Here is a 17,124-nt window from a genome sequence, read left to right as displayed (position 1 = left end):
CTCAGCGGTTTTTTAATCATTCAGAGCTAACAGGAGTAAAAAAACATGAATGAAACCAACGGTTTAGAAATAGCGATTATTGGCATGTCAGGAAGGCTACCAGGCAGCAAAAGTATTGAAGATTTTTGGGAAAACTTAATAAACGGAGTACAACTTATTTCAGTCTTTAACGAGCGGGAAAATCTCAATTTAGATAGAGAGAAAAATGGGAGAAATCAGTCCAGCAAAAAACCTCTATCAGGCTCGGTACTCGATGACGTAGAATTATTTGATGCTTCATTTTTCGGTTTCAGCCCCAGAGAAGCTGAAATTATGGACCCACAACACAGACTTTTTTTAGAGTGTGCTTGGGAGGCATTAGAAAATGCAGGCTATGACTCGGAAAGAGAAACAAGACCAATAGGAGTTTATGCTGGAGTGGGGATGGGTTATTATCTTTACTATAACCTTTTTCCTCACCAAGAATTAATGCAATCAATAGGAGGTATACAAAGCTTAATTAGTGTTGATAAAGATTACATTCCTACTCGCGTCTCTTACAAATTGAATCTCACTGGACCAAGTGTTAGTGTAGGAACAGCTTGTTCCAGTTCATTAGTTGCAGTGCATTTGGCTAGTCAAAGTTTGCTTAGTGGCGAATGTTATATGGCTTTGGCTGCAGGTGTTGCCGTCAAAGTTCCCCAAAACGAATTAACATTAGCTCCAGGTGAAATTATTTCTCCTGATGGACATTGCAGAGCGTTTGATGCTAAAGCCAACGGTACTCTTGGCGGTAACGGAATCGGTGTTGTCGTACTCAAGCGGCTGGAGGATGCGATCGCGGATCGAGATTACATATACGCAGTTATTAAAGGCTCGGCAATTAATAATGATGGTGCTGCAAAAATAGGATACACCGCACCTAGCGAAGATGGTCAAGCCAAAGTTATTCACGCTGCTCAAGTCATGGCTGAAGTAGCGCCAGAAACAATCACTTATATGGAAGCTCATGGAACTGGAACTCCCTTGGGCGATCCGATTGAAATCGCAGCCATGACACAAGCGTTTAGAGTCAGCACTGAAAAAAAAGGCTACTGTGCCATCGGTTCGGTGAAAACAAATGTCGGACATTTGGATGCAGCAGCGGGAATTACAGGTTTGATCAAAACTACCCTTGCCCTACACCACAAGTTACTACCACCCAGCATCAACTTTGAACAGCCTAATCCTCAGATCGATTTTGAAAATAGCCCATTTTATGTTAACAGTCAGCTTTGTGAGTGGAAAGTCAACGGTATTCCTCGTCGCGCTGGTGTTAGTTCCTTCGGTATTGGCGGTACTAATGCCCATGTGATTCTTGAGGAACAGACGCCATTAGTCGCATCTCTACCTTCCCGTCCTCGGCAAATATTGGTACTTTCTGCTAAAACTCATTCGGCACTACAAACTGCTACAGCCAATCTGGTGAATCACTTAAAACAGCATCCAGAAAAAAATCTTGCTGATGTAGCATACACCCTCCAAGTTGGTCGCAGGGCGTTTAATTATCGTCAAATGGTTGTAGTAGAGAATCGGGAAGAAGCTATAACAGTTCTAGAATTAGCAGATCCAAAACGAGTAATTAGTCAGTTTCAGGAATCGTCCGATCGCTCCATCGTTTTCATGTTCAGCGGTCAAGGCTCACAGTACGTGAATATGGCGAGGGAGCTTTACCAGACTGAAACGACATTTCAACAAGAGTGCGATCGCTGTTGTGATTTACTCCTACCTCACTTAGGTTTTGATTTGCGCTCTTGTTTGTACCCAATAGAAGAAACAGCCAATACAGCCCAGCAATTACAACAAACTGCTATTACTCAACCAGCATTGTTTGTGATTGAGTATGCCCTAGCCAAATTGTGGATGTCATGGGGAGTACTTCCTCAAGCCATGATTGGTCATAGCATTGGGGAATATGTAGCTGCAACTTTGAGTGGTGTTTTCTCTCTTGAAGACGCTTTGTCAGTGGTAGCCACTAGGGGAAAATTGATGCAACAACTACCCAGTGGTGCTATGTTGGCTGTAAGTTTATCTGCAGACGATGTAGAGACGCGCTATGGCGCGTCTCTACAAATAGCCGCCAGTAATGCACCATCGCTCTCGGTTGTGTCAGGTTCAATAGAAGCTGTGGAGCAACTTGAGCAGCAGTTAGCGCAAAAAGGAGTAGAGTCGCGCCGATTGCATACCTCCCATGCCTTCCATTCTGAGATGATGGACTCGATCATTGAGCCTTTTACTGAGTACTTGAAAACCGTCAATCTCAACCCTCCACAAATTCCTTTTATTTCCAACGTAACTGGTACTTGGATCGATACAAAACAAGCAACCAACCCAAGTTACTGGGCGCAACACCTGCGCCGGAGAGTACGATTTTCTGAGGGAATTACTGAGCTTTTGCAAGATGCAAAACGCATTTTTCTTGAGGTAGGACCAGGAAGGACATTAAGCTCTTTAGTGAAACGTCATACATCTGGATCAGTTGTACTTTCATCTCTGCGCCATCCTCAAGAGCAACAGTCAGATGTCGCATTTTTGCTCAACACATTGGGGCGACTTTGGCTAGCGGGTGTGCAGGTGGATTGGGCGGGATTTTATGCACAAGAACAACGCGCTCGTCTACCATTACCAACTTATCCGTTTGAGCGCCAGCGTTATTGGATTGAACCACTACAACATCAATCAGCCAGTAGCCACCACTTAACTTTAGACAAAAAACTAGATATTACTGATTGGTTCTATATCCCATCGTGGAAACGTTCCGTAATACTCCAACCATCTAATGTATTGCAAGTTAAGTCAATTCATCTTGTATTTATCGATGAATGCGGCTTAGGTATCGAACTAGTAAAACGGCTACAAGAGCAGGGACAAGAAGTAATAACTGTAACCACTGGAGCAGAGTATACTCAGTTAGATCCGGGTGCATACACTCTCAATCCCCAACAACCTCAAGATTATGATGCTCTCCTCCAAGTACTTGCAGCACAACATAAGATTCCCAACAAAATTGTTCATCTGTTGTCAGTGACACCAGAACATACCGAGTTAGCGCTCGATTCACTGGATAAAGCTCAACAAAGGGGATTTTACAGTCTGCTGTTTCTCGCGCAGGCGTTCGGCAAACACAATTGGACGGATGAGTTAGAGATTACAGTCATCTCCAATAATTTACAACAAGTGACTCAAGATGAAGCGCTTGCTCCAGAGAAAGCAACTTTGCTTGGACTTTTGAAAACGATTCCGCAAGAATATCCAAACATCAGTTGTCGTAGCATTGATGTGGTATTTCCATCTTTAGGTAATTGGCATCAGGAGAAACTTGTAGAGCAACTGTTAACAGAAATTGTCGTCCCAACCTCCGATCAAATTGTTGCTTACCGTGGAAGTAATCGCTGGGTGCAAACCTTTGAACTAATTAGATTAGATGAAGCTCTTGAAACGACACCATGCCTGCGGGAAGCAGGAGTATACTTGATTACAGGTGGACTGGGTGGAATTGGAGGAGTGCTGGCGCAACATCTAGCAAAAACTGTAAGAGCCAAACTGGTCTTGACGGGGCGAACTACTTTACCAAATCGAGATGAGTGGTCACAGTGGTTGGCGAATCAAGATGCCAACGATAGCATAAGTTGTAAAATTAGTCAAGTACTAAAATTAGAAGCTTTAGGTGCAGAAGTTTTGGTAAATAATGCTGATGTCACTAATTTAGAACAAATGCAAGTGGCGATCGCTCATGCACAAGAGCAGTTTGGTCAGATCAATGGTGTCATCCATGCTGCTGGAGTTCCTGGAGGTGGAGTGATTCAGCGCAAAACATTCAAAGAAGCAGAAAGAATTTTTGCCGCCAAAGTGAGGGGTACACTGGTTCTCGATACAATCTTTAAGAACGAACAGCTAGATTTCTTCATCCTGTGTTCTTCACTGGCGTCAATACTAGGTGGATTTGGTCAGGTAGATTATGCTGGAGCCAATGCTTTTCTAGATGCGTTTGCTCACTATCAGAAATCTACAAATGGTAAATTTACCACCTGTATTAACTGGGATGCTTGGCAAGAAGTTGGGATGGGAGTAGCAGCTGCAAAGCAATTAGAGCAAACTAAAGAATTCTCCACAGATTTTCTCAAGCACGGATTATTACCACTAGAAGGAGTTAAGGTATTCAGACGAATTTTGGCAACTAAACTACCCCAAGTCTTGGTATCAACTACTGATTTATCGGCTAAGTATAATCGTAAGACTCATAGCATACTAAGTTCACTCTTAACTGGCAAACAGAATGATGAGACTAAACTGAACACACACCAAAGACCTCATCTAGAAACAACCTATGTAGCTCCTAGCAGTGAGGTTGAATCCACAATTGCTCAAATCTGTCAAGAGTTGCTTGGGATTGAACAGGTAGGAATCAATGATAATTTCTTTGATTTGGGGGGAAATTCCTTGATAGGTGTTCGGCTAATCTCTCGGCTTAATCAAGACTTTCAAGTGGAAATACCGATTCATTCTTTGTTTGAGTCACCAACTGTTGCCGAATTAGCTCTGATTGTTGAAGAAGCTATTATTAGGGACTTACAAGAATTAGCTGAAGAAGAAGGAAAGAAACTTGTGCCTACTATTCCCCTTGCATAAATCAATAAGGGCGCGAATGTGTAATTTCCTGCATCGCCCCTTCAGTTCCTCCTCTTGTGTGCCTGCGATAGCGCCACATGATCAAACCTGTCACAAACAGAACCGTGGGCGCAAGACCGACGAATATGTAGAGAACGCGGGTGAACAGTCCACCGAAGATGCCAAAGTGCAGATAGATGAAGGAATTTAAAACTTTGTCGCCTGGTGATGACATCAACCCATTCTTCAGTTGCACTACCTTTCCAGTGTATTGGTCGAGATAAACCTGACTGAAACCGAATTTCCAGCTTTCCTGGGGTAGCTTTTTACCGACTCTGAGAGCATCGGTTGGTTTTTTTGGCAAGACAACGTAGGTTGTGACAGCGTTGGGCAGGGCAGCATCAGCTTTTTGCAATAGTTCCCTCAGCAAGAGTGGTGTCTTGCCCACAATCGGTTGGGAAACAGGGTTGGGTAGATTGGGGGTGAATGTGACTGCGTAGATGATGGGTTTGGTGAAATTGTAGAAGTTAAAACACAACCCGGTGAAACTAAGTATTGCCAGGAAGACACCAGCAGTAATTCCTGCCACTTTGTGGATGTCAAAACTTTTCCTTTTTGGATGTGCTTTGAGCTTTATTCTCACACCAGATATCAGCTTTCGCCAACCAGGCCAAAGAATGATACCTGTAATACTGAGGATGAAGAACAACAGCCCCACGACGCCAATAATTTGTTGCCCGGTTTCACCTGCGAGGAATTGGTAGTGTAACTTGAGTACCAAAGCCATCGGGTGATAGTCCCCAGAACGACTCCCCATAATCGCGCCTGTATAAGGATTTACATGGATTTCTGTACGTGCACCTGTAGGAGAAGCGAGGAAGATTTGGTAAGGAACATCTGGTTCTGGCAGTGTCCGAATCACATTAAGTTTGAGTTCGGGTTGGTTACTGTAAGCAGTCTTAACTGTATTTAGGACTGACTCGATGGAAACTCGTTGTCCAGAGGGAATAATATGTCCCATCTGGCGATTAAGTAAGAAGTGGTCGATTTCATCTGCAAACACCAGTAAGCTACCTGTTAAGCCGATAAGCACCAAAAGCAGTCCTACTGCTAGTCCAATGTAACGGTGTAGATAAAAAGCAAGGTGGCGTAATTTATGTCGCTTCATTGCAAATTGCTCCTAAAATTCCCATGCAATAGTTCCCTGTACAGTTACGGGTGCGCCTGGATAGACACGCAAGTTATTTGTCACGGATTCAAAATAGGTGATGTCAAATAAGTTTTTGATATTGACTGCGGCGCGGAAATTATTTCGTTTATAGAAGATGGCAGCATCTGTCCGCACATAATTCGGGATCTCGAAACTGTTTGCTATGTCTCCTTGGCGATCGCCTACATAGTAAAACCCTAAGCCAAATCCTAACCCTTGGAAAGAACCTGTTTGAATTTCATAAGTTGTCCATAAACTAGCGCTATGTTTCGGCACATTATTCAATGTGTTGTCCACCAACTGTGGTCTAAGAGGTTCTTTACTAACATATGCATCGGTGTAGGCATAGGAGGCGATAATGTTCAAATCGGGTAATATTTCACCACCAATATCTAACTCAATCCCCCGACTTTTTTGCTCACCTACTTGCAGGGAAAAGCGGGTATCGCTGGGATTGGTAATCAGAACATTGGAGCGAGTTATGTCATAGAAAGCAAGGGTTGCAGAAATTTTGTCATTCAAATCTGCCTTGATCCCCACTTCATACTGAGTACCGCGTTCTGGCTCAAATAAAGTAGTATCAAAGGTTGTGCCAGTTACCTGAGTAAACGAGCGATTGTAGCTGGCGTAGAGGGAAATTGGTTTGATGGGTTGATAGACAATTCCTACTCTGGGGCTAAAAGCTTCGTTTTGCCGAAATTTTTCTGGTCGAGTGATAGGGATAAAGTCTTCATATTTTTCACTGATGATATCAAAGCGTCCGCCCAGCAATAATTTAAGATTCTCGAATAGCGTGATTTGGTCTTGAATGTAAAGACCTAATGCATCCCGCGTAAATTTATTGTCTTGTCTTGATATAGTCGATGCAAAAGTTCTGACAGCGGGATTAAAGATGTCGATTGTACTGGTTCGAGTCTCTAAATTGGTAGAATTCAATTCTCTAAACAAATCGAAACCAGCGACTATTTGGTGTTGTATGCTACCAGTATTAAACTTACCGACAATGTATGAGTCTAAAGTATAGATGTCTGTGGGAGCAGCCAGTGTTTTAATAGAGTTTCTTTGCAAAGTGCGTTTATCTGGTCGTAGACTAGCAGGAAAGTTAGTTTCTGCCGTGTTTCTAAAAAACGACGCTCGAAAGGCATTTCGCACCTGCCAATTTTTACTGAAGCGATGCTCCAAGTTGTAGCCAACTCGAAACGCACTACGATTGTCTTCTTCTGTAGGTTCTCCGACGTAACGATTTAATGGAATCTTGCCATTGGGATTTGGTAACACAGTCCCTTCTGCTGGTAGTCCCCACTCATCCCTCTTGGGTGAATTTACGTATTCAGCTTCAAAAGTCAGCTTAGTTTTGTCACTAATGAGCCAAGTTAAAACAGGTGCAACAAAATAAGTTTGGCTTTCAACGAAATCAACGAAACTGCCTGAACTTTCACCAGCAGCGTTCAAGCGATACAGTAGAGTTTTATCAGAATTCAAGGGACCTGAGAAGTCGATCGCACCTCGATAAAAATCGAAATTGCCCACAAAGGCTTCTACTGAGTAGAAGGGATCTTGTAGGGGCTGTTTCGTGATTAAATTAATTGTGCCGCCCAGACCACCCTGACCATAGAGAGCTGCGGAGGGTCCTTTGAGAACTTCGATGCGCTCCAGGTTAGCAACTTCAGAGCCGATGCGAGTATTAGTTCTGTCTCTCAAACCATTTCTGAGAACTCCTTCGTTGACACTGGAAAAGCCACGGATGAAAAATATATCAAAATGACTGCGGGACGTATTAGCTGGTTGTTGTACGCCACTGACGTTTCTTAACGCATCGCCCACACGAGTTACTTGTTGATCTTTGATTACCTGTTGGGGAATGACTTGAATAGACTGGGGAATATCGCGTAAAGGAGTATCTGTTTTTGTAGGAGTGGTAGCATCGGGAGTACGATATCCGTCTTGCTCACCGGTCACCACCAGTTCTATCGGTTCATCGCCAGAAGATGATGGTTTATCTGGCTGGGTTTCACTCTCAGGTTTACTCGGCGCTGGCTTTTGTGATGGTTGGGGTTGCTGCGGTTGCTGCGTGAATGCAGCCGTTGCAACGCTAAAGATCAGACCCTCATTCGGACTGTCAAACAACTCCACTGTTGGCAACAGTGCTTCACCCGTCACCGTCACTCGGACAGTATTCGCATCCAGATTTATTACAATTATCTCAGTAATTCCCGGTAGCGGCTTTTCGGAGCGGAAGATGAATGTTTCACCGCTTGGTAGACGCAATTGGGCATTAGGTATATCAGCAATAAAGCTATTACCCGAACTGCGATTGGTTACTTGTAACTGTTCCCCAACTGATGTTTGTAAAATTACTTCCACACCTTTAGCAGTAGGATTAGCCTTGACGGATGTAATTTGTATTACTTGTGCTTTGGTAGGGGGTGATTGCGCTAGGATTTGTGCGCTCGTAATCGGACGTGCTACCTCACTCAGTCGCGGAATGACTTTGGTGGGTGCAACTGGCTGTGAAGTTGCACTCACTTTAGTTGATAAGTGATCGCCTTGTATGGCAATCTCCTCACTTTTGGCTAGAGTTGTGTGCAACACCGTTGGCAAACTAGTCAGCAACAGCACGCTTAATAGTTGGTTGAGTTTCATCGATCTCCTCACGAAACAAATGCATCCCTTGGATTAAAAGAATCTAGGTAAATAAAAAAAACTTTCATTATAGTCAGAAGATTAGACGATTTTATCACTCAAGTAAAGAGAAAGGAAATATGAAAATAATTGCTAATAATTTTTGCTTAGTTCAACCGAGTATCAAGACACTAGCTTTTTGTAGCTTATAGTTACTTTTTTCTGCTCAAGCAAAGGAATTTGCTTAGTAAACACTTGACATCTACCAAAAGACAGAATTGTAATTGATAACTAAAATTAATAGTTTTTGTTTTTATTGATATATCATACCTATTAATAACTAGTTGCTTAAAGCAATAAATTTCCAGTAAAGTAGATGAGACTAATTGAAAAGGCATATCAATAAGTTTAAGAGAGGTGCGTTAGTGACACCGTAACGCACCGTAATCTAAAAATTTGCTGTAGCTAAAACAATCTGAAGATATCTGCAAAAGGGCTTGCTGTGAAAATCCAAATTATGGATTCACAATAAGTTCATTAAATACTTATTGAGAGTCACTATGGATGAAAAAAGATATGAAATTTCACAACTAAAGTCTAAGCTTTCTCCTACTAAACAAGCTTTGCTGGAAAAGCGGTTGCGGGGGAAAACCGAAACTAATTCTCAATTAAAAGTTATTCCTCGACGTTCTCACGATCCTGCGCCTTTGTCTAGTACACAGGCTAGGTTGTGGTTTCTCCACCAGTTAGATCCCAAAAGTCCTGTTTACAATGAACTGACATGTATACGCCTGTTGGGTACGCTGAACGTGGTAGTGCTGGAGCAGAGTCTCAACGAGATTGTGCAACGTCATGAGTCCCTACGCACCAATATTGAAATGGTGGAGGGACAACCAGTTCAAGTCATTCACCCGAATGTGACTGTGACACTATCGGTTGTACACCTGCACTCGTTGCCAGAAGCTGTGCGACAAATTGAAGTTGAGCGGCTGACAACAGAATTAGCTCACAAACCCTTTGACTTGACATCAGATCGGTTACTGCGAGTAACACTGCTACAAACTCTTGAGCAAGAACATTTACTAGTCTTCGTCATTCACCATATTGCCGCTGATGGCTGGTCGATGCAAGTGCTGCTGAAGGAATTAACAATCCTTTACAAAGCCTTTGATACCGTCCAACCTTCGCCACTTCCAGCGCTGCCCATCCAGTACGCTGACTTTGCTATCTGGCAGCATCAGTGGTTGCAGCAACGACAACAGACTCAGATATCTTATTGGAAGCAACAACTAGCAGATGTTCCGACTGTACTGTTACCGAACGATCGCCCCCGCCCTCCTGTGCAAAGCTTTCAAGGTGCGGTTATCCCTTGGAAACTGTCACTTTCACTGACACACAGGCTCAGAGCCATGAGCAACCGGGAAGGAGTCACTCTGTTCATGACGCTACTGGCAGCATTTCAAACGTTGCTGTACCGCTACACACAAGAGGATGACATTTGCGTAGGCTCTCCGATTGCTAACCGCAACCAAACGGAGATTCAAGGGCTAATTGGATTCTTTGTCAATACCCTAGTTCTGCGTACTAACCTTTCTGGGAACCCAAGTTTCTTAGAGTTGCTCCGTAGAGTACGCGAGGTGTGCGTGGGTGCATATGCCCATGCAGATCTGCCTTTTGAGCAACTAGTGCAAGAACTACATCCAGAGCGAAATCTCAGCTACATGCCTTTTTTCCAAGTCATGTTTGTTTTACTTGAAGATATTCACAAGGAGTTGACATTACCCGGTTTAACCCTAAGTTGGCATCAGATGCACAGTAAGACTGCCAAGTTTGATTTGACTCTGTACGTCATAGACGGTGAGTTAGAACTGACAGGGTTTTTGGAATACAACACCGATCTGTTCAATTCGGAAACCATTACTCGAATGGTGGAGCATTTTCAAACCTTACTGGAAAGTATTACTGCCAATCCGCAAGCAAAGTTATCTGACTTACCCCTGTTGACAGCAACTGAGTTGCATACTCTAATAGTGGAGTGGAATAATACCTCTACTGATTGGTCTAGTGATGTATGTATTCACGAGTTGTTTGAAGCACAAGCGGCAATGACACCCGATGCTATTGCAGTGGTATTTGAAGAGCAAAAATTAACCTACCGAGAACTAAACACAAGGGCAAATCAATTAGCACATTACCTGAGAAAGTTGGGCGTCAAACCAGAAGTACTGGTGGGCATTTGTATAGAGCGATCCCCAGAGATGGCGATCGCGCTTTTGGGCATTCTTAAAGCAGGGGGTGCATACGTACCCCTAGATCCAGCGTATCCACAACAGCGCTTAGCCTTCATGCTAGAGGATGCAAAAGTTTCAGTACTGCTGACGACTCAGCAAGCCAACACACTTGGGCAACATCAAGCACAGATAGTTTACCTTGACACTGATTGGGATTGTATTGCCCTAGAAAGCCCACACAACCCTGTCAATCATTGCACCACTGACAATCTGGCATATGTGATTTATACCTCTGGCTCAACAGGTAAACCTAAGGGAGTTTGTGGTTTGCATCGCGGAGCAGTTAATCGTTTTCAATGGATGTGGCAGAAGTATCCATTTACACCAGATGAAGTTTGCTGCCAAAAGACATCCTTAAACTTTGTCGATTCAGTGTGGGAAATTTTTGGACCCTTACTGCAAGGAATTCCGACAGTCATTGTGCCAGATAGCGTTGTACTAGATCCGCCAAAATTCGTGGCAACCCTTGCCCACCATAATGTCACTCGCCTAGTACTTGTCCCTTCTTTGCTGCGTGTACTTTTGGAAAACGAAGACGACTTACAGTTGCGGCTACCTAAATTAAAGTTATGGGTGACAAGTGGTGAAGCAATCTCCATCGACTTGTTGCAGAACTTTCGTCTAGTGATGCCAAACAGTACTTTGTTAAACCTTTACGGGTCGTCGGAAGTCTCTGCTGATGTTACTTATAAAAGTATAGAGCCACTTGCATCGGTACAGTCGCGTGTGGCGATCGGTCGTCCGATTGCCAATACGCAAGTCTATGTACTGGACAAGCAGCAAAAGCCTCTACCCACTGGCATTCCAGGGGAACTGTATGTTGGTGGTGCTGGACTGGCAAGAGGTTATTTGAACCGTCCCGATCTGACGAACGAGCGGTTTATCCCCAATCCCTTCACCGATTTTGGATTTAGTGGGCGTTTATACAAAACCGGAGATCGCTCCCGCTATCTCCCCAATGGCGATCTAGAGTACTTGGGACGCATCGATTACCAAGTGAAGGTTCGCGGTTTTCGCATTGAGCTAGGAGAAATTGAAGCGGTGTTAGCTCAACATCCAGTGGTAAAGCAGGCTGTAGTCATAGCTAGTCCGGATGAACCTAGTAAACAACAGTTGGTAGCTTATGTAGTTTCGCATCCACAGCAGACAGTTACAGTAAGCGAACTGCATCATCTGCTCAAACAGCAACTGCCTGAGTATATGATCCCAAGAGCTTTTGTGACTCTAGAAGCTTTGCCACTGTTGCCAAACGGTAAGATAGACCGCCACGCTCTAAGAGTTCCCGATCAAACACGTCCCGAATTGCAAGCAATTTATCAGCAACCTCAAACCGAGATAGAAAAAACTATTGCTCAGATTTGGCAAGAAGTACTTCATTTTGAGGGTGTGGGTATTCATGATAATTTCTTTGAACTCGGTGGTCATTCATTGCTCTTGCTTCAGGTTCATAACAAGTTACGTCAGATATTTCCAGCAGATTTATCAATACTCGAATTATTCAGATATCCAACTATAAGCTCTTTAGCAGAATTATTGGCTAAAACAAACAACAATAAACTATCTTCTACTCAAATTGATAGCAGAACAGAAAAGTTACAAGATGGTAAAGCACGAATCAAAAAAATCCTAGCAATCAGTAATAAATTTATTCAGGGAAAATGTATATGAGTAATTCGGTAAAGAGCAACCGGAATGGATTAGAAATAGCGATTGTTGGCATGGCAGGTCGTTTTCCCTATGCCAAAAATATTGAAGAATTTTGGCATAATCTGCGGGATGGCGTAGAGTCAATATCCCCTTTCACTGATGCAGAATTGATATCTGCTGGGATAGACTCGGCGCTTTTGAGCGACCCAAAGTATGTTAAATATGGGTCTAGATTAGAAGACGTTGATTTATTTGACGCTTCATTTTTTGACATCAATCCTAGAGAAGCAGAAATTCTTGATCCACAGCATCGTATATTCTTAGAATGTGCTTGGTCAGCACTAGAAAATGCAGGCTATAATTCTAAAGTTTACCCTGGATTGATTGGTGTTTACGCTGGCACAGGTATGAGCAGCTATGCGTTCAATATTTATTCAAATCAAAATCTTAGAAATTCTATTGATGATTACCAATTTTTCCTGGGAAGTGACAAAGATTTCTTAGCCACACGGGTATCTTACAAATTAAATCTTGAGGGACCTTCCATTGGTATTCAAACTGCCTGCTCAACTTCTTTAGTTGCCGTGCATTTAGCTTGCCGAGGTTTGTTAGGTGGTGAATGTGATATTGCTATGGCTGGTGGTGTTACCATCAATCCATCACAAAAAGCAGGGTATCTTTATCAAGAAGGGGGAATTCTTTCTCCCGACGGACATTGCCGTGCCTTTGATGCTAAAGCGCATGGAACCATTTTTGGCAACGGTGTGGGTATTGTGGTTTTGAAGCGATTAGAAGATGCCCTAGCGGAGGGTGACTACATTCATGCTGTGATCAAAGGTTCAGCTATTAATAACGATGGATCTCTCAAAGTCAGCTACACAGCTCCCCGGATCGACGGTCAAGCGAAAGTAGTTAGAGCCGCCCAAGTTATCGCTGAGGTTGATCCCGAAACAATCACCTATATTGAAGCACATGGAACTGGAACATCCCTGGGAGATCCGATTGAAATTGCTGCACTGACACAAGCGTTCTCTGCCTCTACCCAGAACAAAAGTTTCTGCGCGATCGGTTCAGTCAAGACAAATATAGGACACCTAGATACTGCTGCAGGTGTTACAAGCTTAATCAAAACAGTTCTAGCCCTCAAACATAAACAAATACCTGCCAGTCTGCACTTTGAGCAGCCTAATCCCCAGATTGATTTTGACAACAGTCCTTTTTATGTCAATACTAAACTTTCTGAGTGGAAGACGAACGGCATCCCCCGTCGTGCAGGTGTGAGTTCTTTCGGTATTGGCGGGACTAATGCCCATGTGATTCTGGAAGAAGCTCCAGATGTAGAAACTGCAACTGCTTCTGGTTCTTCTCGCCCTTGGCAGTTATTGCAGCTTTCCGCCAAAACTAGTTCAGCGCTACAAACTGCTACAGCAAATTTAGCAGATCACCTCAAGCAGCATCCTGACCTAAACCTAGCCGATGTAGCATATACTCTTCAGGTTGGTCGTCGAGCTTTCGATCTCCGTCGGATAGTTGTTTGCCAAAACCTTGACGATGCAGTAAAACTCTTAGAGAAACTAGACCCGCAACGAGTTTTTACCCACAGCCAAGAATCGTGTAATCGGCAGGTTGTATTTATGTTTCCAGGTCAGGGTGCTCAATATGTGGACATGGGTCGAGAGTTGTATGAGACTGAGCCAATTTTCCGGGAACAGGTTGATTACTGCTCGAATGTTCTCAAATCTCATCTAGGAGGCATCGATCTGCGTACAATTGTGTATCCGCCCAAAGAAAATGTACAAGCAGACACGCAGCAGCTATTGCAACAGACTGATATTACTCAGCCAGCGCTATTCGTGATTGAATACGCTTTGGCGAGATTGTGGATGGCATGGGGTATATGTCCCGTGGCAATGATCGGTCATAGTATTGGAGAGTATGTAGCCGCAACTTTGAGTAACGTTTTCTCTTTAGAAGATGCTTTGGCTCTGGTAGCAGCCCGTGGGCGACTAATGCAACAACTCCCCTCAGGTACAATGCTCTGTGTTCCACTTTCTGAAGCAGAGATACAACCTTGGCTGAATCAAGATCTTTCTCTTGCTGCAACTAACGCACCATCCTTATGTGTAGTGTCGGGTTCTCTTGAGGCTCTAACTGAGTTACAAACTCGTCTGAGCAACCAAGGTGTTGAGTGTCGTCGTCTACATACTTCCCACGCCTTTCATTCTCAGATGATGGATTCGATCTTGGAACCATTCACCGAGTTGGTGAAAAAAATCAAGCTAAATCCTCCTCAAATTCCCTTTATTTCCAATGTCACCAGCACATGGATTACGACAATTGAAACAAGTGATCCGAACTACTGGGCAAGGCATTTACGGCAAACGGTGCGCTTTGCTGCAGGAATTGCTGAGTTAATTAAAGAGCCAAATCGCATCCTCCTAGAGGTAGGTCCTGGAAGGACATTAAGTACCTTTGCTCTTCAGCATCAGGTTGATGAGTTAGTAACTCTGACTTCGCTTCGCCATCCTAAAGACCAACAATCAGATGTAGCCTTTTTACTCTCCACCTTAGGGCGACTCTGGCTAGCAGGTGTCCAGGTAGATTGGTCCAGTTTTTATCAGCATGAACGCCGCTTACGTATCCCATTACCTACCTATCCATTTGAGCGACAAAGATATTGGATTGAACCACAAGGAATCGACTCCTCCAGTAATCTTCAAATCAAACTCAGCAAAAAGCCGAATATTGCCGATTGGTTTTATCTCCCTGTCTGGAAACGAGTAAAGCTGCTTGAACCATTCAAAGAAGCAAGGCAGGCATTGCAAAAACTGTGCTGGTTGGTTTTTGCCGATTCCTGTACAGTGGGTTCACAAATTGCCAAACGATTAGAACAAGATGGTCAAGATGTCATCACTGTGACAGTAGGAGAGGAGTTCCGCAAAATAGGCGATCGCGCCTACGTAATCAATCCCCAACAGCCAAACGACTATAAAACCTTGATCCAAGCACTTTGTCAACTAGATAAAACCCCACAAAGAATTGTTCATTTATGGAGTATCACGCCAAAAACACAGATAAAACCAGGAATTGAGTTTTTTCAAAAGTGTCAAGATCTTGGTTTTTACAGTTTACTCTTTTTAGCACAGGCATTGTCTAAACAGAATATTACTACCCCTGTGCAAATCACGGTCGTGAGCAACAATATTCACGACGTAGTAGGTCAAGAGGAGTTGAATCCAGAAAAAGCGACAGTGTTAGGTCCGTGTAAGGTGATTCCACAAGAGTATCCTAATATCACCTGTCGTAATGTTGATATTGTAATTTCTGAATCAGGGATTCAAGAAAATCAACTCATCACAGAATTGACTGCACAATCATCTGACGTAGTTGTTGCTTACCGTGATAATTATCGATGGGTGCAAACTTTTGAACCAGCTCAATTGAAAGATGCAGTTGAACAAACAACACGGCTAAGGAAAGGCGGAAACTACCTGATTGTAGGCGATTTTGTTGGCGGTCTTGGTTTAGTATTTGCCGAAGCGATCACGCAAACAGTTAATGTTAAACTAATTCTGGTTGGTAACACCGGGCTTCCGCAGACAAATGAGTGGTCAAAATGGCTGGAAACTCATGGTAATCAAGATAAAGTTTGTAGCCAAATTAGAAAAATACAAGCCTTAGAAGAGCTTGGAGCAGAGTTTTTGATTATTGATGCTGATGTTGCCAATCAAGAACAAATGCAAGCTGCAATCAATCAAGTATATGAACACTTTGATCGGATTCATGGGGTGTTCCATGCAACACCAATGAGTAACTACTCGTCAGCTTTCTCTATTCAAGACATAGGTCGAAGTGAATGTGAAACACAATTCCACACAAAAGTGTACGGACTATCTATATTAGAAAAAGTTTTGCAGGGGAGAGATATTGATTTTTATCTTGTGCAATCTTCATTATCATCATTAGTAGGAGGATTAGGGCTTGTTGCTTATTCAGCAGCAAACCTCTTCATCGACGCCTTTGTTAACAAACGGAATCAGACAAGCTTTATTCCTTGGTTCAGTATAAACTGGGATGTTGTCAACGAGGAAGAACAAGAAAAAAATACCTCGGTGTTAGGCAAAAGTGTGGCAGAATTAGCAATGACATCCAAAGAAGTATGGGATGTTTCGCAACGTATTTTATCAATAGGTGCGGGAGGTCAATTCGTAATTTCACCTGGAGATCTGCAAACTAGACTTGACCAATGGATTCAGCGTGAATTTCTACAAAATACTGAGAATTTAAAACAGTCTCAGCAAGGAGACAAGTCTGGGCATCACGCTAGACAAAATTTGCCAACTGTTTATACAGATCCTCGAAATGAGATTGAGCAAAGCATTGCAAATACTTGGCAAGAACTGCTTGGGATTGCTCAAGTGGGCATTTATGACAACTTCTTTGAGTTAGGCGGACATTCAATGCTTGCCATTCAAGTTATTTCCCGCCTGCGAGAAATATTCCAAGTCGAGATACCTCTGCGCAGTATTCTTTTTGATGCACCTACAGTGGCTGGACTTGCTGCTGTTGTTTTAGAACTACAACCCAAACAGGAAGAACTTCAAGACATACAAGAAATAACTACTTTATTACAAGAGGTACAAAGTCTCTCATCGGAAGAAATTCAAGCTTTTCTTGTTAAAGATTCTTAATTAAGCTGACAAGACAAATTAACAAATACATAATTGT

5 protein-coding genes are annotated in these 17,124 nt (G+C 43.1%); 3 read left to right on the top strand and 2 right to left on the bottom strand.

The window, feature by feature from the left end; translation table 11 throughout:
* Positions 1–45: 45 nt before the first annotated feature.
* Entirely contained in the window at positions 46–4,647 is a 4,602-nt protein-coding gene (locus ICL16_RS27940) for a type I polyketide synthase (protein ID WP_190834688.1), read from the top strand.
* 1 nt (position 4,648) lies between these two features.
* Here ICL16_RS27940 and ICL16_RS27935 read toward each other — a convergent pair whose 3' ends face one another.
* Together ICL16_RS27935 and ICL16_RS27930 are read right to left on the bottom strand one after the other, a co-directional pair.
* Positions 4,649–5,794 (bottom strand): PepSY-associated TM helix domain-containing protein, encoded by a 1,146-nt coding sequence (locus ICL16_RS27935; RefSeq protein ID WP_190834686.1) that lies wholly within the window; start codon positions 5,792–5,794, stop codon positions 4,649–4,651.
* 12 nt (positions 5,795–5,806) lie between these two features.
* Complete coding sequence (locus ICL16_RS27930) at positions 5,807–8,479, bottom strand: TonB-dependent receptor (RefSeq protein WP_190834684.1); 2,673 nt, start codon at positions 8,477–8,479, stop codon at positions 5,807–5,809.
* Positions 8,480–9,018: 539 nt separating this feature from the next.
* Between ICL16_RS27930 and ICL16_RS27925 the strand changes: the two genes are divergently transcribed.
* Entirely contained in the window at positions 9,019–12,417 is a 3,399-nt protein-coding gene (locus tag ICL16_RS27925; protein ID WP_190834681.1) for a non-ribosomal peptide synthetase, read from the top strand.
* Positions 12,414–17,087, top strand: coding sequence for a type I polyketide synthase (locus tag ICL16_RS27920; RefSeq protein ID WP_190834679.1), 4,674 nt, complete (start codon positions 12,414–12,416; stop codon positions 17,085–17,087). Before ICL16_RS27925 ends, ICL16_RS27920 begins: the two co-directional genes overlap by 4 nt.
* Positions 17,088–17,124 lie beyond the last annotated feature (37 nt).

The sequence above is a fragment of the Iningainema tapete BLCC-T55 genome (assembly GCF_014698965.1).
Classification (GTDB): domain Bacteria; phylum Cyanobacteriota; class Cyanobacteriia; order Cyanobacteriales; family Nostocaceae; genus Iningainema; species Iningainema tapete.
This window is presented reverse-complemented; position numbering and strand designations above follow the sequence as displayed.

Coding starts and splice junctions, on each gene's coding strand:
- ICL16_RS27935 (WP_190834686.1), bottom strand. CDS start 5,794: ATGAAGCGACATAAATTACGCCACCTTGCTTTTTATCTACACCGTTAC.
- ICL16_RS27920 (WP_190834679.1), top strand. CDS start 12,414: ATGAGTAATTCGGTAAAGAGCAACCGGAATGGATTAGAAATAGCGATT.
- ICL16_RS27930 (WP_190834684.1), bottom strand. CDS start 8,479: ATGAAACTCAACCAACTATTAAGCGTGCTGTTGCTGACTAGTTTGCCA.
- ICL16_RS27940 (WP_190834688.1), top strand. CDS start 46: ATGAATGAAACCAACGGTTTAGAAATAGCGATTATTGGCATGTCAGGA.
- ICL16_RS27925 (WP_190834681.1), top strand. CDS start 9,019: ATGGATGAAAAAAGATATGAAATTTCACAACTAAAGTCTAAGCTTTCT.